The sequence below is a fragment of the Bacillus sp. FSL P4-0290 genome (assembly GCF_037975435.1).
Lineage (GTDB): Bacteria > Bacillota > Bacilli > Bacillales > Bacillaceae > Bacillus > Bacillus subtilis.
In genome coordinates this window covers 3,392,421-3,418,090 of record NZ_CP150253.1, presented here as the reverse complement: position 1 = coordinate 3,418,090, position 25,670 = coordinate 3,392,421, and the positions used below count along the sequence as shown (strand labels likewise).

At 44.9% G+C, this 25,670-nt stretch carries 21 protein-coding genes and 1 riboswitch; of the genes, 14 read left to right on the top strand and 7 right to left on the bottom strand.

All coding sequences use genetic code 11. The features are described 5' to 3' along the window. Window positions 1-107: 107 nt before the first annotated feature. Window positions 108-542, bottom strand: a complete 435-nt coding sequence (locus MKY10_RS17970) for a hypothetical protein (RefSeq protein WP_015251231.1) — start codon at window positions 540-542, stop codon at window positions 108-110. A 578-nt stretch (window positions 543-1,120) separates the two neighbouring features. Between MKY10_RS17970 and helD the strand changes: the two genes are divergently transcribed. The 4 genes from helD to MKY10_RS17950 all read left to right on the top strand — a co-directional run bounded on the left by helD (window position 1,121) and on the right by MKY10_RS17950 (window position 9,442). After that, window positions 1,121-3,445: a DNA helicase IV gene (helD, locus tag MKY10_RS17965; protein ID WP_048655204.1), complete on the top strand. Its 2,325-nt coding sequence runs from the start codon at window positions 1,121-1,123 to the stop codon at window positions 3,443-3,445. Between the two features lie 170 nt (window positions 3,446-3,615). Further along, the gene (locus tag MKY10_RS17960; RefSeq protein ID WP_015251233.1) at window positions 3,616-5,433 is read left to right on the top strand and encodes an assimilatory sulfite reductase (NADPH) flavoprotein subunit; all 1,818 of its coding nucleotides are present in this window, start codon (window positions 3,616-3,618) and stop codon (window positions 5,431-5,433) included. A 25-nt stretch (window positions 5,434-5,458) separates the two neighbouring features. Continuing rightward, a complete protein-coding gene (gene cysI, locus MKY10_RS17955; RefSeq protein ID WP_003243849.1) occupies window positions 5,459-7,174 on the top strand; it encodes an assimilatory sulfite reductase (NADPH) hemoprotein subunit in 1,716 nt (571 codons plus the stop codon). Window positions 7,175-7,429: 255 nt separating this feature from the next. Continuing rightward, entirely contained in the window at window positions 7,430-9,442 is a 2,013-nt protein-coding gene (locus MKY10_RS17950) for a Na+/H+ antiporter (protein WP_048655205.1), read from the top strand. Between the two features lie 43 nt (window positions 9,443-9,485). Here MKY10_RS17950 and yvgO read toward each other — a convergent pair whose 3' ends face one another. Then, window positions 9,486-9,971: a stress response protein YvgO gene (yvgO, locus tag MKY10_RS17945; protein WP_014480858.1), complete on the bottom strand. Its 486-nt coding sequence runs from the start codon at window positions 9,969-9,971 to the stop codon at window positions 9,486-9,488. Between the two features lie 222 nt (window positions 9,972-10,193). Between yvgO and pgoN the strand changes: the two genes are divergently transcribed. Then, window positions 10,194-11,024 (top strand): glyoxal/methylglyoxal reductase, encoded by an 831-nt coding sequence (gene pgoN / locus MKY10_RS17940; RefSeq protein WP_048655206.1) that lies wholly within the window; start codon window positions 10,194-10,196, stop codon window positions 11,022-11,024. A 29-nt stretch (window positions 11,025-11,053) separates the two neighbouring features. Here pgoN and modB read toward each other — a convergent pair whose 3' ends face one another. Together modB and modA are read right to left on the bottom strand one after the other, a co-directional pair. Then, window positions 11,054-11,746: a molybdate ABC transporter permease subunit gene (gene modB, locus MKY10_RS17935; RefSeq protein WP_121509434.1), complete on the bottom strand. Its 693-nt coding sequence runs from the start codon at window positions 11,744-11,746 to the stop codon at window positions 11,054-11,056. Further along, window positions 11,718-12,500: a molybdate ABC transporter substrate-binding protein gene (gene modA, locus MKY10_RS17930; RefSeq protein WP_015251237.1), complete on the bottom strand. Its 783-nt coding sequence runs from the start codon at window positions 12,498-12,500 to the stop codon at window positions 11,718-11,720. The genes modB and modA overlap by 29 nt, the downstream gene beginning before the upstream one ends. A 110-nt stretch (window positions 12,501-12,610) precedes the next feature. On the opposite strand from modA, the gene MKY10_RS17925 reads away from it, so the two are divergent. Next, complete coding sequence (locus tag MKY10_RS17925) at window positions 12,611-13,537, top strand: substrate-binding domain-containing protein (RefSeq protein ID WP_015251238.1); 927 nt, start codon at window positions 12,611-12,613, stop codon at window positions 13,535-13,537. A 28-nt stretch (window positions 13,538-13,565) separates the two neighbouring features. Here MKY10_RS17925 and MKY10_RS17920 read toward each other — a convergent pair whose 3' ends face one another. Both MKY10_RS17920 and MKY10_RS17915 read right to left on the bottom strand, forming a co-directional pair. Beyond that, window positions 13,566-15,419: an LTA synthase family protein gene (locus MKY10_RS17920; protein WP_015251239.1), complete on the bottom strand. Its 1,854-nt coding sequence runs from the start codon at window positions 15,417-15,419 to the stop codon at window positions 13,566-13,568. Window positions 15,420-15,518: 99 nt separating this feature from the next. After that, window positions 15,519-16,001, bottom strand: coding sequence for a metal-dependent hydrolase (locus MKY10_RS17915; protein ID WP_003228444.1), 483 nt, complete (start codon window positions 15,999-16,001; stop codon window positions 15,519-15,521). 166 nt (window positions 16,002-16,167) lie between these two features. On the opposite strand from MKY10_RS17915, the gene sspJ reads away from it, so the two are divergent. Beyond that, the gene (gene sspJ / locus MKY10_RS17910) at window positions 16,168-16,308 is read left to right on the top strand and encodes a small acid-soluble spore protein SspJ (RefSeq protein WP_003221612.1); all 141 of its coding nucleotides are present in this window, start codon (window positions 16,168-16,170) and stop codon (window positions 16,306-16,308) included. A 116-nt stretch (window positions 16,309-16,424) separates the two neighbouring features. Then, window positions 16,425-16,604: riboswitch (Lysine riboswitch) on the top strand. Window positions 16,605-16,707: 103 nt separating this feature from the next. Beyond that, window positions 16,708-18,117: an amino acid permease gene (locus MKY10_RS17905; RefSeq protein WP_003228445.1), complete on the top strand. Its 1,410-nt coding sequence runs from the start codon at window positions 16,708-16,710 to the stop codon at window positions 18,115-18,117. Between the two features lie 234 nt (window positions 18,118-18,351). Here MKY10_RS17905 and MKY10_RS17900 read toward each other — a convergent pair whose 3' ends face one another. After that, on the bottom strand, window positions 18,352-19,299 hold the full coding sequence (locus MKY10_RS17900) for an iron-hydroxamate ABC transporter substrate-binding protein (RefSeq protein ID WP_048655207.1): 948 nt from the start codon (window positions 19,297-19,299) through the stop codon (window positions 18,352-18,354). Between the two features lie 205 nt (window positions 19,300-19,504). Here MKY10_RS17900 and MKY10_RS17895 point away from each other — a divergent pair, with 205 nt between their 5' ends. The 6 genes from MKY10_RS17895 (at window position 19,505) to MKY10_RS17870 (ending at window position 25,645) form a co-directional block, all read left to right on the top strand. Then, entirely contained in the window at window positions 19,505-20,551 is a 1,047-nt protein-coding gene (locus MKY10_RS17895; protein ID WP_048655208.1) for an iron ABC transporter permease, read from the top strand. Continuing rightward, window positions 20,551-21,561, top strand: coding sequence for an iron ABC transporter permease (locus MKY10_RS17890; RefSeq protein ID WP_048655209.1), 1,011 nt, complete (start codon window positions 20,551-20,553; stop codon window positions 21,559-21,561). Before MKY10_RS17895 ends, MKY10_RS17890 begins: the two co-directional genes overlap by 1 nt. Before the next feature lie 15 nt (window positions 21,562-21,576). Then, the gene (locus MKY10_RS17885) at window positions 21,577-22,386 is read left to right on the top strand and encodes an ABC transporter ATP-binding protein (protein WP_003243882.1); all 810 of its coding nucleotides are present in this window, start codon (window positions 21,577-21,579) and stop codon (window positions 22,384-22,386) included. A 170-nt stretch (window positions 22,387-22,556) separates the two neighbouring features. After that, window positions 22,557-23,750, top strand: a complete 1,194-nt coding sequence (locus MKY10_RS17880) for an efflux RND transporter periplasmic adaptor subunit (RefSeq protein WP_048655210.1) — start codon at window positions 22,557-22,559, stop codon at window positions 23,748-23,750. Continuing rightward, on the top strand, window positions 23,734-24,423 hold the full coding sequence (locus tag MKY10_RS17875) for an ABC transporter ATP-binding protein (RefSeq protein ID WP_033884882.1): 690 nt from the start codon (window positions 23,734-23,736) through the stop codon (window positions 24,421-24,423). The genes MKY10_RS17880 and MKY10_RS17875 overlap by 17 nt, the downstream gene beginning before the upstream one ends. After that, window positions 24,416-25,645, top strand: coding sequence for an ABC transporter permease (locus tag MKY10_RS17870; protein ID WP_339225977.1), 1,230 nt, complete (start codon window positions 24,416-24,418; stop codon window positions 25,643-25,645). Before MKY10_RS17875 ends, MKY10_RS17870 begins: the two co-directional genes overlap by 8 nt. Window positions 25,646-25,670 lie beyond the last annotated feature (25 nt).

The following is a 25,670-nucleotide window of genomic DNA, read 5'->3' as shown; positions in this document are numbered from 1 at the left end:
TAAAAGAAACCTCTCCATGACGGAGAGGTTTCTTTTATGGTAGCCTGCCGGGATCAAATAAAAAGTCCTTTTCGAATGCTGACCGCGCAGAGCAAAGCTATTTGAAATTAATAGGTAGCCCAAAAGGTATAGCTGATGGTTTTTTTAGTTCCTGTGTTAGTGAATTTGAATCTGTATTTTGTTTTGTAGCTTTTAGAAGCTTGTTTGTAACTTAAATTTGTAGAGCCTTTTTTTGTTGCGTAAAAAGTTTTAACATTTTTCCAGCCTTTATTTGTCTTTTGTTGCAGAGTTGCTGTAATTTTCCCGCTGCCTGATCCATTTGATGTCATGTTGGCCCAAGTTCCTCGTCCTGGATAATAAATATGAAAAGTTGGCGAGTAAGTATAGTTTTTAAATGAGCCCGAATGGTAATGAGTACTCCATATTTGACCTTTTTTAACCCAATCTTTAGCTTCCGCTTTGTTGTTTACTAGGTCAATAGCCGTAAAACTTGTTACGGCTACGACGAATGCCAGCAACATCATAGATAGCTTTTTCTTCACTGAGTATTTCCTCCTAACTAATTCTGGTTCTTTCTTCATGTTCATATCATAAACCGAGAGAAATAATGTAACATCGTCCTATTCTCCCAAATGAAAAACTTTAATTTGTTGAAATGTGTCGAAAATGGGTGAAAAATGACTATTTTACTGCGACTATAGATACGATAGCAGAGATGTAGTTGCTTTATGGAAGATGACAATAACAGCCAGTTTAGTCATTCTTCACGTTAGATGAACAGACAAATACGGTAAAGCTCTGCGGTGTTTTTAAAATGAAAAAGATATATTATATCGAAGATTGAAAGGAATAAGGAATCGATACTGATGAAAGAGAAGATTCGCAACCTAAGAAAAGCACGTCCAACAGTGATCAATGTGAAATCATAAGAGAAAAAACCGATTTCGAGTTGAAATCGGTTTTTTCTGCATATAAATAACCCAAACCTTGATTGGTATTGGGTGAATGTGCTAAGATAAATTGTCTTTGCCAGTTTTCATCATATATTTAATATATGTATCCAATTGTATTTTACAGTATTTCATCTATGTTTGTCAACTATTTTCTGGAGGTGCCGTTCATGAATCAGCAGGATAAGGAATGGAAGGAAGAGCAGTCGAGAATAGATGAGGTGCTGCAGGAGCTCGAAAAAAAAGAGCGGTTTCTGGAAACGTCTGCGGGCGGGTTGAAGCATGATATCATCGGATTAAGAAAAAGCTTTTGGGAAGATGTTAAGGTTAATTTTGATGATGCCCATGAAGCGATTGAAACGATGGCAAGCATTAAGCAGCAGGCAGAGCTGTTGTCTGATCGGGAACAGAATCATCGGCGCATGGATCAGCAGCTCAAACGAATTCATCAATTAAAAAAATCGCCTTATTTCGGCCGGATTGATTTTATTGAAAACGGCGAGGCGGAGGCAGAGCGAATTTATATCGGTTTAGCTTCCTGTTTGGATGAGAAAGAGGAACACTTTCTGATCTATGACTGGAGGGCGCCGATATCAAGTTTGTACTACAATTATTCTCCAGGAAAAGCGGAGTACGAGGTGCCCGGTGAAACGATAGAAGGGGAAATGGTGCTGAAACGCCAGTTTATGATCAAAAACGGCACTCTCAAGGCGATGTTTAATACCGATATGACGATTGGCGATGAAATGCTGCAAGAGGTATTAAGCCATCACTCCGATACCCAAATGAAAAACATCGTGTCTACGATTCAGAAAGAACAAAATCAGATTATCCGTAATGAAAAAAGCAAGATCCTGATCGTGCAGGGAGCGGCTGGCAGCGGGAAAACATCGGCTGCGCTTCAGCGTGTTGCTTATTTGTTATACAGGCACCGCGGCGTCATTGATGCCGGACAAATCGTTTTGTTTTCTCCCAACTTCTTATTTAACAGCTATGTATCCTCTGTTTTGCCTGAGTTAGGAGAAGAGAATATGGAGCAGGCGACGTTTCAGGAATATATCGAGCATCGTCTTGGCCGCAAGTTCAAATGTGAAAGCGCCTTTGATCAGCTCGAATATTGCCTGACCGAAACTAAGGAAGGCGATTTTCCAACAAGGCTCGCGGGAATCACATGGAAGGCGGGTTTATCCTTTCAGCAATTCATTAATGAATACGTCACACGGCTTTCCTCTGAAGGGATGATTTTTAAAAATATCATATTCCGCGGACAAAAGCTGATCACAAAGGAGCAAATTCAATCCTATTTTTACTCATTGGATCAAAATCACTCCATTCCGAATCGGATGGAGCAAACCGCGAAGTGGCTGCTGAGTGAGCTTAACAAGCTTGAGAAAAAGGAACGGCGAAAGGATTGGGTCGTTCATGAAGCTGAGCTGCTTGACAAAGAGGACTACTTGGACGTGTACAAAAAACTGCAAGAAAGGAAACGGTTCAGCGAGAGTACGTTTAACGATTATCAAAGAGAGCAGCAGCTGCTTGCCGCCATCATTGTGAAAAAAGCTTTCAAACCGCTCAAGCAGGCAGTCAGGCTCCTTGCATTTCTTGATGTTTCACAGCTGTATTTGCAATTGTTTTCTGGCTGGGGAGGAAAATTTCAGGATGAGAAGATGGATGCGATAGGTCAGCTGACCCGTTCGGCATTTACGGATAATAAATTGCTCTATGAGGACGCGGCACCGTTTCTTTATATGCAGGATCTGATTGAGAGCAGAAAGAAAAATACGAAGATCAAACATCTATTTATTGACGAAGCACAGGACTATTCACCGTTTCAGATGGCTTACATGAGAAGCATTTTTCCGGCTGCCAGCATGACAGTGCTCGGTGATATCAATCAGTCCATCTACGCGCATACCATACACGGGGATCAGCGTATGGATGCGTGCTTTGAGGATGAGCCTGCTGAGTATGTTCGTTTAAAGAGAACATACAGATCAACAAGGCAGATTGTCGAGTTTACCAAAGCGATGCTTCAAGATGGAGCGGATATTGAGCCGTTTAATAGAAGCGGGGAAATGCCGCTCGTTGTCAAAACTGAAGGACATGAGAGCCTTTGCCAAAAGCTCGCGCAAGAAATTAGACGGCTCAAGAAAAAAGGGCACGAAACAATAGCCGTCATCTGCAAGACTGCGCAGCAATGCATACAGGCGCACGCCCACATGAGTGAATATACAGATGTTCGCCTGATTCATAAAGAAAATCAACCATTCCAAAAGGGTGTTTGCGTGATTCCGGTGTATTTAGCAAAGGGAATTGAATTTGACGCAGTGCTTGTCTATGATGCATCTGAAGAACACTATCATACAGTGCACGACCGCAGGCTTTTATATACTGCGTGCACCCGTGCGATGCACATGCTGGCGGTATTTTATACAGGTGAAGCCAGTCCGTTTGTAACCGCTGTGCCGCCTCGCTTATATCAGATTGCTGAATGAAGAGAAGGGAGTCCTTCTCTTTTTTCTATTTACATGAAGCATAGCCGTTTTATCATTAGGATTCTTAATAGTTATCATCATGTAAATATATTTTACTTAAGCCTAGTATTCCGGTAAAGTTCAATTAGATGCAATTTTCGATCAGTTTATAACTTTGTGAGGTGGATACGTTGCAACTTCAGGTAATGAACAGTCCGTTTAATCAGGAGCAGGCAGAGCTCCTTAACCGCCTTCTGCCGACCTTGACCGAATCCCAGAAAATCTGGCTGAGCGGATATTTATCCGCTCAATCTGTTTCCGCCCAAGAAGCTGCGGGTGCGCCGGCGGCAGCTGTGTCTGCGGAAGCACCGGCACCGGCCGTTTCAAAAGAAGTGACCGTTCTTTATGGTTCACAGACGGGAAACGCACAGGGGCTTGCAGAAAATGCCGGCAAGCAGCTTGAACAGAGCGGTTTTCAAGTGACCGTCTCATCCATGAGCGATTTTAAGCCGAATCAGCTGAAGAAGGTAACCAATCTTTTAATCGTCGTCAGTACGCATGGAGAAGGAGAGCCGCCTGATAACGCGCTGTCGTTTCATGAATTTCTGCACGGAAGACGGGCGCCTAAGCTTGAAGATCTGCGTTTTTCCGTTTTGGCGCTTGGTGACAGTTCGTACGAATTTTTCTGCCAGACAGGGAAAGAATTTGATCAGCGCTTAGAAGAACTCGGCGGAAAACGGATTTCTCCGCGCGTTGATTGCGATCTTGACTATGATGAACCGGCAGCCGAATGGCTTGAGGGTGTATTGAAGGGATTAAATGAAGCTGGGGGCGGAAGCGCCGCGCCTGCGCCGGCGGCTGCGTCTCAAACCGGTGAGTCTTCGTATTCCAGAACAAACCCGTTTCGGGCTGAAGTGTTAGAAAATTTAAATTTAAACGGCAGAGGATCAAATAAAGAAACACGCCATGTGGAGCTGTCTCTTGAAGGATCAGGCCTGACTTACGAGCCTGGTGACAGCCTCGGCGTCTATCCAGAAAACGATCCGGAACTTGTCGAGCTGCTCCTTAAGGAAATGAATTGGGACCCGGAAGAAATTGTGACGCTTAATAAGCAAGGTGATGTCCGTCCGCTGAAAGAAGCGCTGATTTCTCACTATGAGATTACCGTTCTCACAAAACCGCTTCTTGAACAGGCAGCCCAGCTGACAGGGAACGATGAGCTTAGAGAGCTTTTAGCCCCGGGAAATGAGGAGAATGTAAAAGCCTATATTGAAGGGCGCGATTTGCTTGATCTCGTCCGTGACTATGGCCCATTTAGTGTATCTGCGCAGGAGTTTGTCTCGATTTTGCGAAAAATGCCTGCCCGCCTTTATTCGATTGCAAGCAGTTTATCCGCAAATCCGGATGAAGTGCATTTAACAATCGGCGCAGTCCGCTACGATGCGCACGGCCGTGAACGAAAAGGCGTCTGCTCGATTTTGTGCGCGGAACGTCTGCAGCCAGGAGACACACTGCCGGTTTATGTACAGCACAATCAAAACTTTAAGCTTCCGAAAGACCCTGAAACACCGATTATCATGGTGGGCCCTGGGACAGGCGTCGCACCTTTCCGTTCCTTTATGCAGGAGCGTGAGGAGACGGGAGCGGAAGGAAAGGCATGGATGTTCTTTGGCGATCAGCACTTTGTCACGGATTTCCTTTACCAGACAGAGTGGCAGAATTGGCTCAAAGACGGTGTGCTGACAAAAATGGATGTGGCGTTCTCACGTGATACGGAAGAAAAAGTATATGTGCAGCACCGCATGCTTGAACATAGCGCAGAATTGTTTGAATGGCTTCAAGAAGGAGCGGCTGTTTACATTTGCGGAGATGAAAAGCACATGGCGCATGACGTCCATAACACATTGCTTGAAATTATCGAAAAAGAAGGCAATATGAGCCGCGAAGAAGCGGAGGCTTATCTTGCCGATATGCAGCAGCAAAAACGCTATCAGCGTGATGTATATTGATTTGACTTGAAAGGAGTTTTTCAACATGGTGACCAAAATTCTAAAAGCACCGGACGGCTCTCCAAGTGATGTTGAACGCATTAAAAAAGAAAGTGATTATTTGCGCGGCACGCTGAAAGAAGTGATGCTCGATCGAATCAGTGCGGGAATTCCGGATGATGATAACCGCCTGATGAAACACCACGGCAGTTATTTGCAGGATGACCGCGACCTCCGAAATGAACGCCAAAAGCAGAAGCTTGAGCCCGCATATCAGTTCATGCTGCGCGTGCGTATGCCCGGGGGCGTCTCGACGCCTGAACAATGGCTTGTCATGGATGACCTGTCACAGAAATACGGGAACGGCACATTAAAATTGACGACACGTGAAACGTTCCAAATGCACGGGATTCTGAAATGGAACATGAAGAAAACCATTCAGACGATCCACTCAGCACTTTTGGATACGATCGCAGCCTGCGGAGACGTAAACCGTAACGTCATGTGTGCATCAAACCCTTATCAATCTGAAATCCACTCAGAGGTATACGAGTGGTCTAAAAAATTAAGTGATGATCTGCTGCCGCGGACGAGAGCATATCATGAAATTTGGCTTGATGAGGAAAGAGTTGCCGGCACGCCGGAGGAAGAAGTCGAGCCAATGTACGGACCGCTCTATCTGCCGCGGAAGTTTAAAATCGGTATTGCCGTTCCGCCGTCTAATGATATTGACGTCTTTTCACAAGATCTCGGATTCATTGCGATTGTCGAGGATGGCAAGCTGATCGGTTTTAACGTGGCAATCGGCGGCGGTATGGGAATGACGCATGGCGATACTGCGACATATCCGCAATTAGCCAAGGTGATCGGATTCTGCCGGCCTGAGCAAATGTATGACGTTGCTGAAAAAACGATTACGATTCAGCGTGATTACGGCAACCGTTCTGTCCGTAAAAATGCGCGGTTCAAATACACAGTTGACCGCCTCGGTTTAGAAAACGTAAAAGAAGAATTGGAAAACCGTCTCGGCTGGAGCCTGGAAGAAGCGAAGCCGTATCATTTCGATCATAACGGCGACCGCTACGGCTGGGTGGAAGGCATCGAGGATAAATGGCATTTTACGCTGTTTGTCGAAGGCGGCCGTATAACGGATTACGATGATTATAAGCTGATGACAGGCTTGCGGGAAATCGCCAAAGTTCATACAGGCGAGTTCCGGCTGACAGCCAATCAGAACTTAATGATTGCGAACGTTTCAAGCGATAAAAAAGAAGAAATCAGTGCTTTAATTGAACAATACGGACTAACTGACGGCAAGCACTATTCAGCACTTCGCCGCAGCTCGATGGCATGCGTCGCGCTTCCGACCTGCGGATTGGCAATGGCCGAAGCAGAACGTTATTTGCCGACCCTGTTAGATAAGATTGAAGAGATTATTGACGAAAACGGCCTTCGTGATCAGGAAATCACCATTCGCATGACAGGGTGTCCGAACGGCTGTGCACGTCATGCACTCGGTGAGATCGGATTTATCGGAAAGGCGCCGGGCAAATATAATATGTATCTTGGCGCTGCGTTTGACGGAAGCCGTTTAAGCAAAATGTACCGTGAAAACATCGGTGAAGCAGACATTTTAAGCGAGCTGCGCATCCTTCTTTCCCGCTATGCGAAAGAACGCGAGGAAGGCGAGCATTTCGGTGACTTTGTCATCCGCGCGGGCATTATTAAAGCAACAACTGACGGTACGAATTTTCATGATTGAGAAAACTAAGAAGAGAGACAGGGAATAGCTTCCTGTCTCTTTTTTCTGTAATTTGCTCTGCTGCAAAAAAGTTCACTGTGAGCATATCATGAGAAAAAATACCCTAAAAAGGGTACTATAAAAGAAGACAAGTGTGGAGAGAACTCCTGCGAAACCACATAGCGGATGCAAGGCCACCCTAGCTCAAGGGCTTTTAGACAAACAGATTTTTTGGCTCATCATGCCGACACACAACAGACGAAGGAGGTCATGCATTTGGACATATTTTTAGTTGTGCTCGTATTATTAACGATTATTGCGATTTCTAATATCGTGAACCGGTTTATTCCGTTTATTCCGGTGCCGCTGATTCAAGTGGCTCTTGGGATTCTTGCCGCCTCATTTCCACAGGGACTTCATTTTGAATTAAACACCGAATTGTTTTTTGTTCTGTTTATCGCGCCTCTGCTATTTAATGATGGAAAGAGGACACCGCGGGCAGAGCTTTGGAATTTAAGGGCTCCGATTTTATTGCTTGCACTCGGCCTTGTATTTGCGACTGTGATTGTAGGCGGCTACACGATTCACTGGATGATTCCTGCTATTCCGCTGGCAGCGGCCTTTGGACTTGCGGCCATTCTTTCACCGACTGATGTCGTCGCTGTCAGCGCATTATCAGGAAGAGTGAAAATGCCAAAAGGGATTCTTCGCCTGCTGGAAGGTGAGGGGCTGATGAATGACGCATCAGGTCTGGTGGCCTTTAAGTTTGCGATTGCAGCGGCAGTGACTGGTGCATTTTCATTAGCACAAGCGGCTGTCAGCTTTGTCTTTATTTCTCTCGGAGGCTTGCTGTGCGGGGTTCTCATTTCATTTTTGATTATTCGTTTTCGCCTATTTCTGCGCCGCCTTGGCATGCAGGATGTCACGATGCATATGCTGATTCAAATTCTGACGCCGTTTGTGATTTATTTGGCAGCTGAAGAAATCGGCGTTTCCGGCATTTTAGCTGTTGTGGCTGGCGGTATTACCCATGCGGTTGAACAGGATCGTCTGGAATCAACGATGATCAAGCTGCAAATTGTCTCCTCAAGTACGTGGAACATTATTTTATTTATTTTGAACGGCCTGGTCTTCGTTATTCTCGGCACGCAAATCCCTGATGTTATTTCTGTTATCTTTAACGACACTGCCATCAGCAACATGAAGGTGATCGGCTATATCCTAGTCATCACATTTACGTTAATGCTCCTGAGATTCCTGTGGGTGCTGTTCTTCTGGAACGGCAAATGGTTCTTTAATAAAGATCAGAACATCTATAAACCGGGTCTTCGTTCGACGCTGTTAATTTCGATTTCCGGTGTGCGTGGAGCAGTAACGCTTGCAGGTTCTTTTTCCATTCCGTATTTCCTGGAGGACGGCACGCCGTTTCCGGAAAGAAATCTGATTCTCTTTTTAGCAGCCGGCGTCATTTTATGCACGCTTGTCATTGCTACCGTTGTGCTGCCGATTCTGACTGAAAAAGAAGAAGAGGACGAGGAACGAAACAAGAAGCTGCTGACGGCGAGACGCAAATTGATCAAAACAGCCCTTCAAACGATTAAAGAGGACATGAATGAGACAAACAAAACGGCCTCTCTTGCGGTGATAGCTGAATACAATGAGAAAATGAAAAATCTTCGTTTTCAGCAATATACATCGTCTAATCGCATCAAAAAGCACGAGCGTAAAGTCCGTGCCCAAGGGGTTAAGGCAGAGCAAGAGGCGCTGATGAAAATGCTGGAGCGGGGAGACATCCCGGAAGAAACAGCAAATGTGCTGCAAGAACGATTTAACGAGTTGGAAATTTTGTATGCGAACCCGTTTAAAGTCGGATTATCAAAAACAAGGCTCAAGAGGCTGATGTATTGGATTTTCTTCGGTGAACATAAAAAGCCGGAGATGTCGATTTTAAATGAAGCGGGATTGATACGGGCAACAAGAGTGAAAACGGCAAAAGCAGCGATAGAATATCTGGAAAAACACAAGACGGAAGAGCATAAAGAAGTGTTTTTATCTGTCATTACATTCTATAAACAGTTAATTTTCAGGCTGGAGCACAGCCATCATGAGCTGAAATCAAGCGCCCATTTTGAAAATCAGAAGCTGGAAGTGAAGCTGAAGGCTGTACAGGCGATCAGAAATGAAATTCAAACACTTTTCGAGGAAAGAGAAATTTCCCGGGACATCTCCCATGAGCTTCGCCAATACATTAATGATGTCGAAGCCGCCATGCTTGAAGGCGGCGAATAAATGCAGCAAAAAAGCTGGCGTTAGAGCGCCAGCTTTTTTTATATTAAGGGCGATGAAATGCGACAGTGCTGCCATCCCGGTCGAACCAGCCTCTGAAGGCCCAGTTGATCCAGCCGCCATCGCCTTTGTTTGTAAAGGTTCCGTCTTCAAATACCCAAATGCCATACGTAATGCCGTCGTAAACGGCTGAGCCGTAAAATTGCACACCGTTCAAATGATCTTCATATTCCTGGCTTAAATTAAAGACCATGACGTTATATTTTTGGCCGGACGCGTAGAAGGAAGACTCCATGAGGTTTTTCACAAAGCCATCCCTATTCTGTGCGGATTTGATGGCATCAGCGATCTGGTTGGCAATTCCAAGTACATCCAGGTTGACGTTTAAACCTACATCAGCGGCAGTTGTTCCAGCAGCAGTTGTCTGCGACATCTTCGGAGCAGGATTTTCTTCAGCGGAAGCAAAGGACAAAGGGGCAATTGTCAAAGCGGCACCAAGAGCAAGTGTCATTGGGATACGAATACGTTTCAAGTTGTTTCCTCCTTTGTTTTCATTTGGTTACACTACACGCATACCCTGCTCAATGTATTTGTAATCTCAATATTGTTAAAATAGGAAAAAAATAGTGTTTGAATTTGCCTGTGCTGTGAAAAAAGAAGCAAAAAGAGGGTCTTAAGCGTATTATTGGTATCGGCTGAGAGGAATGTGAGATAATATAGACGCTTACATTTCAGTGAAAGGGTGGATGTTCAAGTGCCAACAAGTTTAAAAGATACTGTAAAGTTACATAACGGAGTTGAAATGCCTTGGTTCGGTCTGGGCGTTTTTAAAGTAGAAAATGGTAATGAAGCGACTGAATCAGTGAAAGCGGCAATTAAAAATGGCTATCGCAGTATTGATACAGCAGCGATCTACAAAAATGAAGAAGGCGTTGGCATCGGGATTAAAGAATCAGGTGTGGCAAGAGAAGAGCTCTTCATCACATCAAAAGTGTGGAATGAAGATCAAGGCTATGAAACAACTCTTGCTGCCTTTGAAAAGAGTCTGGAAAGACTGCAGCTTGATTACTTAGATTTATATTTAATCCATTGGCCTGGCAAAGATAAATATAAAGATACATGGCGCGCGCTTGAAACGCTGTACAAAGACGGCAAAATTCGCGCGATCGGCGTCAGCAACTTCCAAGTTCATCATTTAGAAGAGCTGTTGAAAGATGCTGAAATCAAACCGATGGTGAACCAAGTTGAGTTTCACCCTCGCTTGACGCAAAAAGAATTAAGAGATTACTGCAAAGCGCAAGGCATTCAGCTGGAAGCGTGGTCTCCGCTCATGCAGGGACAGCTTTTGGATAACGAAGTACTGACACAGATTGCTGAAAAACACAATAAATCTGTGGCTCAAGTGATTTTGCGCTGGGATCTGCAGCATGGAGTTGTAACCATTCCAAAATCCATTAAAGAACACCGTATCATCGAAAACGCTGATATTTTTGATTTCGAATTGTCTCAAGAAGACATGGACAAAATTGACGCATTAAATAAAGATGAGCGTGTCGGCCCAAATCCTGATGAGCTTCTGTTTTAATCAAAAAACTCCCCGTTACGGGGAGTTTTTTAGTGCGTTTTTTTCTGTTGAATGAAAAACAGCATCAAAAAGGAAATGACAACAATACAGACGACCCACGCCCAGGCAAGGGTATTGTTGCCGGAATCCAATGCGACATATATTGCCGTCGGCAATGTTTGCGTAACACCGGGGATGTTCCCTGCAAACATGAGTGTTGCGCCAAATTCTCCGAGCGCCCGCGCTAGGCTGAGGATGCTTCCGGTCAGCAATGAAGGATAGGCAAGCGGGACGGAGATATGGATAAACACTTTCCATCTGCTAGCGCCGTCTACCATTGCCGCACCTTGTATATCGGGGTCAATGTCAGCAAATCCGGTTTTGGCTGATTGATACATAAGCGGAAAGGCTACAACAGTCGAGGCGATCACAGCGGCCCACCAGGTGAAAATGACAGGCTGCTTGAAGATCCACTCGATGGCTTGTCCGATGAAGCTGTGCTTTCCGAAAATGACGATCAAAATAAAACCGACAACAGTAGGCGGAAGAACGAGCGGAAGCATAAAACATGTTTCGAGTGCCGTTTTTCCGAAAAATGATGCCCGTGACATCCATGCTCCAGCAAGTGTTCCGAGAATAATGACAACAATTCCGGCAACTGCCGCCACCTGAAAGGAAAGCACAACGGGTGTGAAAAATTCTGAAGCGCTTATGCTACTCGGCAGTAAAGCCATATTTCTCAAATACTTTCATTGCTTCATCAGATTGCAGGTATTCGTAAAATTCCTTCGCTTCCTTACGGTGTTTTGTATCTTTTACGATTCCTAACGGATAGACAATTGGGCTGTGTGTATCTGCTTTTGCCTCGTCAACAATGTTGACCTTTTTCGAGACTAGGGCATCTGTTTTATAAACAACACCTGCGTCTACATTGCCGGTTTCAACATAAGAAAGAACTTGGCGAACGTCTTTTCCATACACAATTTTATCCTTCACTTTGTCCCATAAAGACAGCTTTGTCAGTGATTCTTTCCCATAAGCTCCTGCCGGTACGGATTCCGGAGTGCCAAGAGCGATTTTTTCTGATTCAGCCAGATTGCTGAAGCTTGTCACAGGTGAATCTCCGTTTTTCGGTACGACCAGCACAATTTCATTACCGACTAATTCAGTGCTGTCTTTTTTTGCGATATCTCCATCATCCACCAGCTTTTTAAATTTATCCTCAGCAGCTGAGAAGAACAGATCTGCTCCTGCTCCTTGAGAAATCTGTTTTTGCAAGGCGCCGGATGAGCCATAGTTATCTTGGATGGTTATATTTTGATGATCTTTTTCATAATTTTTTTGGATTTCCTCAAGTGCATCCTGCGCGCTGGCGGCAGCTGAGATGGTTAACGTTACTTTTTTCTCGCTGTCCGTTGAAGACTGGTTTGAAGAACAGCCTGCTACAAGCAGAAAAGCAGTTAAGGCTGCGATGAAAATAGAATACTTCTTAAACATGATTGCACCCCTTATCATTAGATATAACTAATTATAACTGATTATGTTTGGTTTATGTGGGTTTTTTTACATTCGGCGAAAAGGTATAATAAAATAGGAGAGTGATGATGATGAATGAAACCTCTTCCTATACGATAGAAGAAGTTGCAGGTCTGCTGAAGGTATCAAAGCTGACCGTTTATGACTTGATTAAAAAAGGCGTGCTGCCTGCTTACCGTGTCGGAAGGCAGATGCGTGTGGATGAAGAAGATTTAAAGCAATATAAAACGAATATGAGAATGTCTCAGCCCATCGCTGCAACAGAAGCGCCGAAACAGGTGCAGGAGGCTGAGCCGGACGGCAGACCAAATGTCATGATCAGCGGACAGGACATTTCGATGGATATCCTCAGCAAGCATTTGGAGAATGCCATTCAGGAGACGCCGCTCCGTAAATACAAAGGAAGCTTAAACAGCCTGATTGATATGTATCAAGGCAAGTGTGACATTGTCAGCCTCCATTTGTACGATGCAGAAACGGGCCAGTATAACGCGCCTTATGTAAAACGGATTTTGACAGGTGAACCGTTTTGTCTCATCAATGTCGTTCTCCGCAAAGCAGGACTGTATGTGCAAAAAGGGAATCCGAAAAACATTCAAGGCTGGAAAGACTTGAAAAGAGCCGATATCCGGATCATCAACAGGGAAAAGGGGTCTGGCGCAAGGGTGCTCCTTGATGAACAGCTTGGCTTGCTTGGTGTGAATCCGGCTGATGTAGTGGGATATGGCGATATCGTGACTGATCATTACGCTGTCGCTTCACAAGTTTCAAGCGGACAGGCTGACGCGGGAATCGGGGCGCAGCACGCGGCACATATGGGCAGTGTTGATTTTATCCCGCTCATCGACGAACAATATGATATTGTCGTTTTGAAAAAACATGAGCAGCTGCTTAAGGCCGTGAAGGAGATTTTGAATTCTGAGGAATACAAGGCGAATTTGTCTCAATTAAACGGCTATGAAACGAAGCTGACTGGCAAGGTGATATTGGAAACGTAAAAAATCCCTCTTGATAGAGGGATTTTTTTCATTCGGAAAACCTGAGCAGGTCACCATTTAAAATTTTATCAGAGAAAGACAGTTCTTCGTTTGCTTTCTCCTTATAAGGGAGGCACGCATCCTGATCTTCCAGCACTTCACCTGTTTTTTGGCTATAGCACGTGTTCTTTGTGTATATATAATCGTTCGTAATAAAGCTGCCGTTTCGCAGAACGGCGAATGGGGTGCGGTCGCCCGACAGCAAATCATTGCCGAATTGGATATCGCCTTTTGTCTCAACGCCGAGCAAATGCATCAGCGTCGGCCTGACGTCGACCTGTCCCCCGGCATCAGGGATGGTTTCCGGCTTTTGATCGGTGATTCCCGGGATATGTATGATAAACGGCACCCGCTGGAGCTGAACGTTGTCATACGGTGTGATTTCGTCTTTCCCTAAAAACTCAGCCATTGCCTCGTTATGGGCTTCAGAAATGCCGTAATGATCTCCCATAAATACGATCATCGAATTTTCGTATAAGCCTTCGTCTTTCAGTTTTTTGATAAAATGCTTCAATGCTTCATCCTCATAGCGAACCGTGGTCACATAGCGGTTTAACAGATCACTGCTTGAATCGAATTCATCTATCAGCTGATCCTTTTCATCAATCTCAAACGGAAAATGATTCGTTAACGTGATAAAACTGCTGTAGAACGGCTGTGGCAGGCTTTTCAGCTTTTCGGCGGACTGCTCTAAAAATTCTTTGTCTTTTAAGCCCCAGCTTGTCGATGTCCCGGGAGTGACATGAAAATCATCAACATCAAAAAAGCGGTCAATGCCAAACGTATCGTACATGACATCTCTGTTCCAAAATGTTTTATGGTTAGCATGAAAGACGGCTGAATAATAATCGTGCTGTTTCAGCGATTTATACATCGTATGAAATTGATGGTCGCTTTTCGTGAAAAAGACGGCGCCGCTAAGGGAAGGATACAGTGAGTTAGCGACGATAAATTCTGAATCTGATGTTTTTCCTTGTTCTGTTTGCTGATAGAAATGATCAAAGGAATAGCTTTTTTTAATGAGATCATTCATAAAAGGGGTAATTTCTTTTCCATTTACTTTTTCATTCAGAACAAAGCTTTGGGTCGATTCAAGTGTTACAAAGATAACATTGCGCCCCTTTGCAAGGCCGAATTTGCTTTGATCAGGCTTGCTGTAATCAGCCTCTGTGTAGTTTTTAATGGCAGTTATACTGTCTTCATCGGCAAAAGCTTTCGCGCTGATATTAACAGTCTGAGAAATTGTATCGTAAATATGGAACTGAAACAGACCGATGCTTTTGACGAGCATTTCCCGGTCAAAAGAATGTGCCAAAAGCTTCGGCTGCTGTACTTCTGCAAGTGCCAGTGTGCATAAAAGCATGCCGCAGGAAGCTGCATAGTACCGTTTGATCGTGCGGGGAGCGGCTTTTGTCTGTGGGTGTTTGGTTTTTCTGGCGAACAGCAGCAGAAAAACCAAATCCACAAACAGGGCGATAAACAGAGGATGGAACAGTTCTTTTACACTGCTGCCCATATCGCTCATGTTGCTGGCCTGAAATAAAACCGGAATGGTAATAAAATCGATATAAAAGCCGTAAAAAATCGTGTTAGAGATCAAGATAACAGTCAGAACCAAATTGGCAATCAGCAAAAAGGCCCGCTGCTTGTTTTCTTTTAGAAGCAGGCCGATCCCGAATAAAGGAAGAATAAAGCTGAGCGGGTTGACCAGCAGCATTAGCTCCTCCAACAGAGTATCGATTTGCAAATCAAAGCCGAGTTTATATATCACATACGTTTTGATCCACATAAATAAGATCGAAAAACATAAAAACCGCTGATTGTGAAAAAAGGTTCCTTTCATCGATATGACTCCTCACGTGTTCTTGATCATCTGCATGAAATGCTTCTTAAGTAAAACCTACTAAAAACAGCCGGTTCAGACAAGTCTCAGCACTCATGTTTAAAACATGCGGCCATGAAACAGCATATAAAAGTAGTAACATGAAGCAAGGGTCAGGCCGGCTAGCACGAGCTGCTCAGAAAAACTGCCTGTCTTCATATATAATGGAAGCCGAACGCGGATCGTGGAAGGGAATAATAATTTGATTCCGTTCACCGTCCAAGCGTCAAGAATCAAGTGGCTCGCCATTCCGATCATCAGGCCGGCTGATATGTTTTTATCTGGAATGTATGTAGAAGTGATAAAAAACATGATGAGCATAAACAGCAGGCTGTGTGTAAAGGTGCGATGGCCAAAAACGGAGCTGACCACTTTCGATAAAATAGGAAATTTTCTCCCGATTTTGCTTTGTGTGTGGCAGATATCGGGTATTAATGCTCCAACCGCGCCTGACGCAGCCATAAGCACTGGATCAAATCCATAATAATAAGCCGCTGCCGTACAAGAAGCGATGCCTCCCATGATGTGTGTTTTTCCTGTCATTTGCCGCTTCTCCTTTTATCTTTTGCAAAAAATCTCTGAATTACAAATATATCAAGAGAATGTATGTTTGATCAACAGGACTTTGGACGATAAAAAATATCCCGCATAATTTTTCAGGAAAGAGGCATCTTAAACATGTACCTATTTTTTAAAAGAGGTGATACGAATGGGTTTCTTTAATAAAGATAAAGGAAAACGTTCCGAAAAAGAAAAAAACGTAATCCAAGGAGCTCTTGAAGATGCTGGTTCAGCTCTAAAAGATGATCCGCTTCAAGAAGCTGTGCAAAAAAAGAAAAATAATCGATAACCACATGCGGATAGGGCTTGGCTCTATCCGTATTTTCCATCTGTTCCCTTTGACAGATCATCCTTTCTTTGATAACCTTCTGGGAGTAACTGAATAATTAAATCCTCACTCTTTCTCAGTGAGGTAGAGGTTGCGCGGATGATGAGTCACACATGCTAGGCTGACAGGGGCTGTTAAACATGTGTAAAAGGCATCAGCGCCGAAGTGTGGAGAAAGCCGATCCTTCTCTATGCTGGGACTGTATCTGAATAAGTGCAGGACTGCCGCGTGCTTTTTCGCGGAGGGCTATCCGGAGATCAAGGGTGTGTGTTTCTTTAAGCATGGACTTTTGTTCAGGCTTTTTTTGCGTTTATATGATCTCGGGGTCTGGTCCGTACAAAGAATCATGGAGGTACTGGAATGGAACAGACAAAAAAATGGGGTTTTTGGTTATTAACGGCGTTTGTCGTTGGAAATATGGTTGGATCAGGAATTTTCTCCTTGCCGAGCTCGCTTGCTTCAATTGCGAGTCCGTTTGGAGCTACGTCCGCCTGGCTTTTGACAGGTGCCGGCGTGCTGATGATTGCACTTGTGTTCGGACACTTGTCCATTCGCAAGCCTGAACTGACAGCGGGACCGCAAAGTTATGCAAGAGCGCTGTTTTCTGACCCGAAAAAAGGCAACGCTGCCGGTTTCACAATGGTGTGGGGCTACTGGGTGGCGAGCTGGATCAGCAACGTGGCGATCATCACAAGTCTCGCCGGTTACTTGACTTCGTTCTTCCCGATCTTGGTTGATAAACGTGAGATGTTTTCGATCGGCGGGCAAGAGGTGACACTCGGCCAATTACTGACGTTTGCCGTATGTACGATCTTGTTATGGGGAACGCACGCGATTCTTGTTGCCAGCATTAACGGCGCAAGTAAACTAAACTTTGTCACAACGCTTTCTAAAGTATTAGGTTTTGTCTTCTTTATCGTTGCCGGTTTGTTTGTGTTTCAAACGGCATTATTCGGTCATTTTTATTTCCCGGTTCAAGGAGAAAACGGCACAAGCATTGGAATTGGCGGCCAGGTTCATAACGCCGCGATTTCTACACTGTGGGCGTTTGTCGGAATTGAATCCGCGGTGATCCTGTCCGGCCGTGCGCGCTCTCAGCGTGATGTGAAACGTGCGACAATTACCGGCTTGCTGATTGCCTTGAGCATATATATTATTGTGACTTTAATTACGATGGGTGTTCTGCCGCATGATAAGCTTGTCGGCTCTGAAAAACCATTTGTTGATGTACTCTATGCGATTGTTGGAAACGCGGGAAGCGTGATTATGGCGCTTTTGGCTATCCTTTGTTTATTCGGAACGATGCTCGGCTGGATTTTGCTTGGCTCTGAGGTGCCATACCAAGCCGCTAAAGCAGGAGATTTCCCGGCATTTTTTGCAAAAACGAATAAAAAGGGAAGTCCGGTCATTGCACTCATTATTACAAACGTCATGTCACAGGTCTTCATTTTCTCGGTTATTTCCCGGACAATAAGTGACGCATTTACATTTTTAACGACAGCGGCTACACTTGCATATTTAATTCCGTATCTGGTATCTGCAATCTACAGCTTGAAGGTAGTCATCAAAGGTGAAACGTATGACCAGCTGAAAGGCTCCCGTGTAAGAGACGGATTGATCGCGATACTGGCGTGTGCATACTCCGTGTTTGTTATCGTAACAGGCACAGCAGATTTAACGACATTTATCCTTGGCATCGGTTTATTCTTTGTCGGCTTAATCGTTTATCCATTTGTGAGTAAAAAGTTCCAGAAAGAAAAACAAGCATAATGAAAAGACACCTGATTTGCTCAGGTGTCTTTTTTATAAAATCACAATTTCTCCTGTTAGGAATCCGTTCGTTAAATATGCAAAAAACGTTTTTCAGTCTCTCCAGCATAAAAAAACTGATCGTGATGAGGATGCAGCTTAATATGAATGGCTCAAAGAAAATATCCGATATGATTCAAATTGAGCCGTTCCTTATAAATAAGCAAAAGAGCCGCGGGCAGGCGGCTCTTTTGTTTATTTAGTCAAGCTTTCCGTAATATACTCCAGTTGTCCTTCTAATGAAATCGGGTCTGTGAAATAGAATCCGATCGGATCCATCTTGTATACATGGCCATTTTTAACGGCATTCAGGTTCTTCCAAATGGAGCTTTCAAAAACGCCGCCATCATCACCGCCTGATTGCCATGGGCCCGCGAAAATGTAATCTCCGGCGAAGTCAGGGAGCTTCTCTAATGAAATACTTGTATAACCTGGCCCCTGGTCAATGGCTTTTTCTTTTGTCAGCTTTGTAGCCTGCAGGCCGAGGTCTTTGTAAATGATGCTTCCGCCTCTTCCAAAGTCTTTACCAAATACGTAAATGTCTTTTCCGTTCGTTTGCATAATGGAAATGGTTTTGTCACCGACCGCTTTTTTGATTTTTGTTTTAGCGGCCGCAACTTTTTTATCCCACTTGGCCAGCCATTTTTCAGCTTTATCTTCAGTTCCCGTCATTTTTGCAAATTCTTTCAGTTGTTCGATGTTGTCGAGCTTATCGTATTTTACTGCGACAGTCGGCGCAATTTTTTCAAGCTTTTTAATATCAGCGCCCTGTGTTGTCCAGACGATAATCAGGTCAGGGTTCAAATCAATGACCTTTTCAACCGAAGTGCCGTCTCCGATGTTTTCGACGCCGTCGGTTTTTCCTTTGTAGTAAGGGTTTTTAAATACATTCTCAGGCGCACCGACAACGTTGATGCCGAGTGTTTTGAAGTAGCCGTAATAGCCGTCTGCCATGACAACCACCCGTTTAGGATGCTTCGGGATTTTTACATTTCCGTTTTCAGCCTTGTATGTAAAGGTTTCTGCGCCTTTTGAATCAGAGGCAGAACCTTTGCTTTCTGAGTTATTCCCGCAGGCTGCCAGCGCTGCAATCAATAACAGGGCAAAAAACGCGGCTCCGAGTTTCTTGTATATATGGGTCATATCTCATACCTTCTTTCTAAAAGATAGATGAAAAAGAGAATCATTATCATCTGTGATTATACCACTGCAAGTGCCGGTTGACACGATATTTTTGCAAATGCATTATCATTTTTGTTCAAAACACTCTATTAAATCAGCTGAAAAAAGTGATATACTGAAACAGCAATTGATAATCATTATCAGTAACAGAAAGGAAGTACGGCAGTTGAGTCAACATAAAAATATACGGACTGCATCAGAAGAAATCCAATGGACGTCAAGGACATATGGCGCGGTCATCGTCCTTATCGCAGGTCTATGCCTGCTTTGCCTTGGCGCATTTTTATCCATATCCCTAGGTGCAGCGGATATTCATTTGCGCACTGTATGGGAGGCCATTTTTCATTATCAGCCGACAAAGACATCTCACCAAATTATACATGATCTTCGGCTTCCGAGAACGGCGGCTGCCGCGCTTGTAGGCGCATTGTTGGCAGTGTCGGGAGCAATCATGCAGGGGATGACGAGAAACCCTTTGGCAGAGCCTTCGATTATGGGTGTGACATCAGGCTCTGCGTTTGCGGTTTCGATTGCGTTTGCCTTTTTTCCCGGACTTTCTGCAATGGGGCTTGTGCTATGGTCCTTTGCGGGAGCGGGGCTGGGGGCATCGACGGTAATGGGCATAGGCATGTTTTCAAGGGGCAGACTTACGCCTGTAAAGCTTGCTCTGGCGGGTACGGCAGTTACTTATTTCTTTACCGGCATTTCAACTGCCATTGCAATCCGCTTTGATGTCGCTCAGGATATCAGCTTTTGGTACGCAGGCGGGGTAGCGGGTGTGAAATGGTCGGGGGTCCAGCTTTTGCTTATTGCAGGGGCTGTCGGTTTAACGCTCGCGTTTTTCATCGCCCGGTCTGTTACAGTGTTAAGTCTCGGTGACGATCTGGCAAAAGGGCTTGGACAATATACATCAGCGGTGAAACTGGTTGGCATGCTTATTGTAGTAATTCTGACCGGAGCTGCGGTTTCCATTGCCGGCACCATTGCATTTATCGGGCTGATCATTCCGCATATTACCCGTTTTTTGGTCGGTGTGGATTATCGGTGGATCATTCCTTGCTCGGCGGTGCTCGGTGCTGTTTTGCTTGTTTTTGCTGACATAGCGGCCAGACTCGTAAATGCGCCCTTTGAAACGCCTGTCGGCGCGCTGACTTCTCTTATCGGCGTTCCCTTTTTCTTTTATTTGGCACGTCGTGAAAGGAGAGGGCTGTAATGAAAACAAAAACAAACAAACCGCTCATTGTAATGGCTGTGACCTTTTTGCTTATCGTGGTGGTCTTTTTTATCAGTCTCAATTTGGGCGTTATCAAAATTGCACCGCTTAAAACGCTTCAGGTCTTTTTCGGCCAAGGAACGGCGCGTGATGAACTTGTCTTATTTGAGTTCAGGCTGCCCCGGATCATCCTTTCTTTGCTTGTTGGAGCAGGGATCTCCGTAGCTGGAGCCATTTTGCAAAGCGTGTCTCAAAATGAACTTGCCGAGCCTGGTATTCTCGGAATTAACGCCGGCGGTTCACTTGCTGTAGTGCTTTTTATATACTTTTTTCAAGGGTCAGCTTCAGATCTCAGCTTTTTTGGAACATTTATGCTGCCGTTCAGTGCTTTGGCAGGAGCAATCCTCGCTGCGTTTCTCATTTATATTCTGGCATGGAAAAAAGGCGTGACACCGATTCGGCTGATTTTAGTCGGCATAGGGGTGAATGCCGGATTCAATGCCCTGTTGCTGATTTTTCAGCTTAAGATGGACCCTCACGATTTTATGCAAGCCGCGGTTTGGATATCCGGCTCAATATGGGGGGCGAACTGGAATATGATCTGGGCGATTCTCCCTTGGATTGTGATCTTGCTTCTGTTTACTTTATATAAGGCACGCTATTTGAACATTATGCAGCTCGGAGACCAATTGGCGACCGGGCTGGGCACCGCTGTTGAAAGGGAAAGACGGATTCTTCTTCTGGCAGCGGTCACTCTTGCCGCTTCATGCGTGGCAGCTGCGGGGGGCATTGCGTTTCTCGGATTGATCGCGCCGCATGTGGCTAGAAGGCTGACCGGTCCACGTCACCAGACGCTGATACCGGTCTCCGCCTTCATCGGCTCATTCCTGTTTTTGCTTGCTGATACGCTGGCGAGAAATGTATTGGCACCATCAGAAATTCCGGTCGGACTTGTCATTTCCGTGCTAGGTGCGCCTTACTTTATTTATTTATTGATGAAAGCGAATTAGAGGAGGGGGCCGAATATGAATTCATTATCAACGGAACAGCTTGGAATCGGTTATGGCGACAGGGTGATTGTAGAGGATTTAAATATATCGATTCCTAAAGGGAAAATTACCACCTTAATTGGCCCGAACGGCTGCGGGAAATCAACGATTTTAAAAACAATGTCCAGAATTATGCGTTCACATGCAGGTGCCGTCTATTTAAACGGCAAAGCGATTCATAAAATGTCTACAAAGGACATTGCAAAAGATATGGCGATTCTTCCACAGACACCTGAAGCGCCGAGCGGCCTAACAGTGCACGAATTGGTGTCGTACGGCAGGTTTCCGCATCAATCAGGATTCGGCAGATTAAATGACGAAGACCGCCGGATTATCAAATGGGCGCTTGAAGAAACAGGCATGGCTGAATATGCTGAACGGCCGATTGAGGCATTGTCAGGCGGACAGCGTCAACGTGTGTGGATTGCCATGGCGCTTGCGCAAGGGACGGAACTGCTTCTGCTGGATGAACCTACAACGTATCTTGATCTTGCACATCAGCTTGAAATTCTGCAGCTGCTTGACAGACTCAACAAAGAGCAAGGGCGGACGATTTTAATGGTCATTCATGATCTTAACCATGCAGCTCGTTTTTCTCATTATATGATCGCGCTCAAAAAAGGCACGGTCATCAAGGAAGGAACTGCTCTGGAGGTCATGACACCGGACATTTTAAAGCAGGTATTTCAGATTGATGCCGAAATCGTGACTGATCCCCGTACAAATAAACCTGTATGCTTGACATATGACTTGATTAAAAATGAAAAAGAGCTAGTTACTGTATGAAAAAATCCCGGTTTGAAGCCGGGATTTTTTTTATTCGGCTTTGAAAATACAATTTTTCTATTTGATTCCGTCATTTCAATAAAAGGATTGCAAGTCTTTTTGAATTAATAGATAATATTGGTTAGAATGTTTCGAAAATATTACATAGTTTACAGAAAGAGGAGATCGTTGTGTCCAAGAAGAAAAAATGGCTTATTGGCGGTGCGATATGTGCCGGTGTGCTTGTATTGGCTGGGATCGGCGCTGGCGGTTTTTACTTTTTTACCCACATGAACCAAGTTGCCGTATCATCGGAGCCCTATGCTGAATCGGTCGCGGTATACATGGGAGGAGATTCAGAATCAGGCCAAACGTTTTCTGGAAAGGTTGAACCTGAGAAACAGCAGAAAGTATACATAGATTCAGAAAAAGGCAGCATTAAAAAAACATACGTCAAAGAAGGCGATCAGGTTAAAAAGGGCGATAAGCTTTTTGAGTATGAGGGCGAGGATCATTCTGATGAAGTGGAGCAAGCCAATTTGCAAATTGAAATGACAAATCTGCAAATCAACCGTTTGCAAAAATCAATAACGGAAACGGAAAAGAAGCTGAAAGTTGCAGGGAAAGAAGAGAAAACCCAGCTTCAAGATGAACTTGATCAGGCCAATTTCGATTTGAAAACAAGCCAGCTCGAACTGAAGCAGCATCAAAAAGAACTGGCTGGCCTGACGAAAAACAAAGGTTCCAATGTCATTACAAGCAAGCATGACGGAATCGTTCAAAGCGTCAATCAGGATATCGCTGACGGTGCAACAGGCGACCAGGCAACAGGCCCGTATATCCAGATTGTTTCGACAGGCAAATATCTGGTCAAAAGCCAAATCAATGAGCTGTTAATGGACACGATCAAAAAAGGCAGCAAAGTCAGGGTCACGCTGAAAACAGGCGGTGAGGGCGAGTGGAAAGGAAAGGTCACCTCGATCGGCAAGCTTCCAGCGGGAGCAGGCGAGGGTGAAGAATCAGAAAGCTTTGCTGATGAAGAAATGAACCCCCAGTCCTCTAACTATCCTTTCACCATTTTATTAGACAGCCATAAAGGTCTTGAAGTCGGCTATCATGTCAATATCGAAGTGATGAGTGATAATGCTGATGCGGATACGATCAAGCTGCCGCCCGACATGGTCATTCAGGATGACGGCGAACCGTATGTGTGGAAAGCTGATGAGAATCAGAAAGCGGTTAAGCAGCCTGTTGAAATCGGAGAGACTGATGAAAATGACATGGTGGAAATTAAGAGCGGCCTGACGCTGGAAGATTATGTGATCTATCCTGATCCCGCGGTCAAGGTAGGAAAGCAGGTTACAGTCAATGCTGACACTGAATAATATTTCGAAGTCGTACAAGCTGGGAAAAGAAGAAGTTCCAATCTTGAAACATATCAATCTGACTGTTCAGGCGGGGGAGTTTTTAGCTATTATGGGGCCTTCCGGTTCTGGAAAGTCAACGTTAATGAATATTATCGGCTGTTTGGACAGGCCAACCTCAGGAACCTATACGCTTGACCAGATGGATATATTGAAAGGGAAAGACGGGGCTTTAGCTGAAATTCGCAATGAATCAATCGGGTTTGTGTTTCAAACTTTCCATTTGCTGCCGCGTCTCACCGCGCTGCAAAATGTCGAGCTGCCGATGATCTACAATAAAGTGAAGAAAAAAGAGAGAAGGCAACGGGCATATGAAGCGCTGGAAAAGGTCGGATTAAAAGACAGGGTCTCCTACAAACCGCCTAAGCTGTCCGGCGGCCAAAAGCAGCGGGTGGCGATAGCGAGGGCCCTCGTCAATCAGCCGAGGTTTATTTTAGCTGATGAACCGACCGGGGCGCTTGATACCAAATCAAGTGAACAAATTTTGTCACTGTTTTCTGAACTGCATCGCGAAGGCAAGACCATTATTATGATAACCCACGACCCGGACGTAGCCAAAAAAGCTGACAGAACCGTTTTTATCAGAGACGGAGAGTTGGTATTAGATGAGAGAGGGGATATCAGCCATGCTTGAACATATTCGAATCTCCATTCAATCCATTTTCTCTCATAAATTAAGATCCATTCTGACAATGCTCGGCGTGATTATCGGCATAGCGGCAATCATCGCGATTGTTTCAATGCTGAAGGGCCAAAGTGAGCAATTAAAGCAAAGTATGATCGGCATGGGAAACAACGCGATCAACGTTGTCTACCAGCCGTCTGGCGGAGAAGAGGAGAGCGGCGGCCCTCAGGTGTCGTATGCGTCCGCGCCGCCTGTAGCCGAAGAAACAGTAAAGGCGATCAAATCAGATCCGATGGTCAAAGGATTATCCTTATATTACTTGTCAGAAGGCGCGAGCGTTTTTCATTTAACAAACGTTTCGTATCCCCAAGTGTATGGAGTGGACGATGATTACTTTGACATGTTTCCAATCCGAATAACCGAAGGGAGAAAGCTGACGGAAAACGATTTAAACAGCACACACCAAGTAGTGATGATCAATGAAGCTGTCAGAGATGAACTGTTTCCAGACGGAGAAGCTCTGCATAAAAACATTGAGATGAATGGTGTGCCGTTTAAGGTCGTCGGTGTTTTTAAAGAAAAAAATCAACAGGAAAGCATGTTTGAAGGCGACTATGCGAACCCGGTTTTGTACGTGCCGAAAAAAGTGTGGCCGCTTATTGAAGGGTTTGACGCGCCAACGCAGATTGCCGTGCAGGCTGATTCTTCTGAGCATATCCAAGAAGCGGGTGTAATGGCTGCAGATCTTTTAAATCAGGGACTGTCAGAAGCTGAGCTGGAAAAAGCAGAGTACAGTGTAATGGATCTTCAGGAGATCGCGCAGGAAGTGGAGTCCTTTAATCAGTCATTTGCATTGCTGCTTGGCGGAATCGCCAGTATTTCACTTTTGGTGGGCGGTATCGGCGTCATGAACATTATGCTCGTTTCCGTAACGGAGCGCACGAGGGAAATCGGAATTAAGAAAGCGCTCGGTGCTATGCGGCGTGTGATTTTATTTCAATTTTTAACCGAGGCTGTCGTGCTGACAAGCATTGGCGGAATACTCGGTGTGCTGGCGGGCTTCGGCATCGCCAAGCTGCTGACGGTCATTTTTCCGATGCCTTTTATCGTCTCCATTCCAGCTGTTGTCGGAGCACTCATCTTTTCAATGGCAGTCGGCATTATCTTCGGCTTGCTTCCGTCCATCAAGGCTTCGAAGCTTCAGCCTGTAGACGCGCTTCGCTATGAATAAAAAGAACGCATCCAATTGGAATGCG

What these genes read in the sequence shown, in the direction of transcription:
- MKY10_RS17925 (WP_015251238.1), top strand. Translation starts at nt 12,611, where the DNA reads ATGAATGAAACCTCTTCCTATACGATAGAAGAAGTTGCAGGTCTGCTG.
- sspJ (WP_003221612.1), top strand. Translation starts at nt 16,168, where the DNA reads ATGGGTTTCTTTAATAAAGATAAAGGAAAACGTTCCGAAAAAGAAAAA.
- MKY10_RS17900 (WP_048655207.1), bottom strand. Translation starts at nt 19,299, where the DNA reads ATGACCCATATATACAAGAAACTCGGAGCCGCGTTTTTTGCCCTGTTA.
- MKY10_RS17890 (WP_048655209.1), top strand. Translation starts at nt 20,551, where the DNA reads ATGAAAACAAAAACAAACAAACCGCTCATTGTAATGGCTGTGACCTTT.
- modA (WP_015251237.1), bottom strand. Translation starts at nt 12,500, where the DNA reads ATGTTTAAGAAGTATTCTATTTTCATCGCAGCCTTAACTGCTTTTCTG.
- MKY10_RS17870 (WP_339225977.1), top strand. Translation starts at nt 24,416, where the DNA reads ATGCTTGAACATATTCGAATCTCCATTCAATCCATTTTCTCTCATAAA.
- MKY10_RS17905 (WP_003228445.1), top strand. Translation starts at nt 16,708, where the DNA reads ATGGAACAGACAAAAAAATGGGGTTTTTGGTTATTAACGGCGTTTGTC.
- MKY10_RS17875 (WP_033884882.1), top strand. Translation starts at nt 23,734, where the DNA reads ATGCTGACACTGAATAATATTTCGAAGTCGTACAAGCTGGGAAAAGAA.
- MKY10_RS17920 (WP_015251239.1), bottom strand. Translation starts at nt 15,419, where the DNA reads ATGAAAGGAACCTTTTTTCACAATCAGCGGTTTTTATGTTTTTCGATC.
- MKY10_RS17915 (WP_003228444.1), bottom strand. Translation starts at nt 16,001, where the DNA reads ATGACAGGAAAAACACACATCATGGGAGGCATCGCTTCTTGTACGGCA.
- helD (WP_048655204.1), top strand. Translation starts at nt 1,121, where the DNA reads ATGAATCAGCAGGATAAGGAATGGAAGGAAGAGCAGTCGAGAATAGAT.
- MKY10_RS17885 (WP_003243882.1), top strand. Translation starts at nt 21,577, where the DNA reads ATGAATTCATTATCAACGGAACAGCTTGGAATCGGTTATGGCGACAGG.
- cysI (WP_003243849.1), top strand. Translation starts at nt 5,459, where the DNA reads ATGGTGACCAAAATTCTAAAAGCACCGGACGGCTCTCCAAGTGATGTT.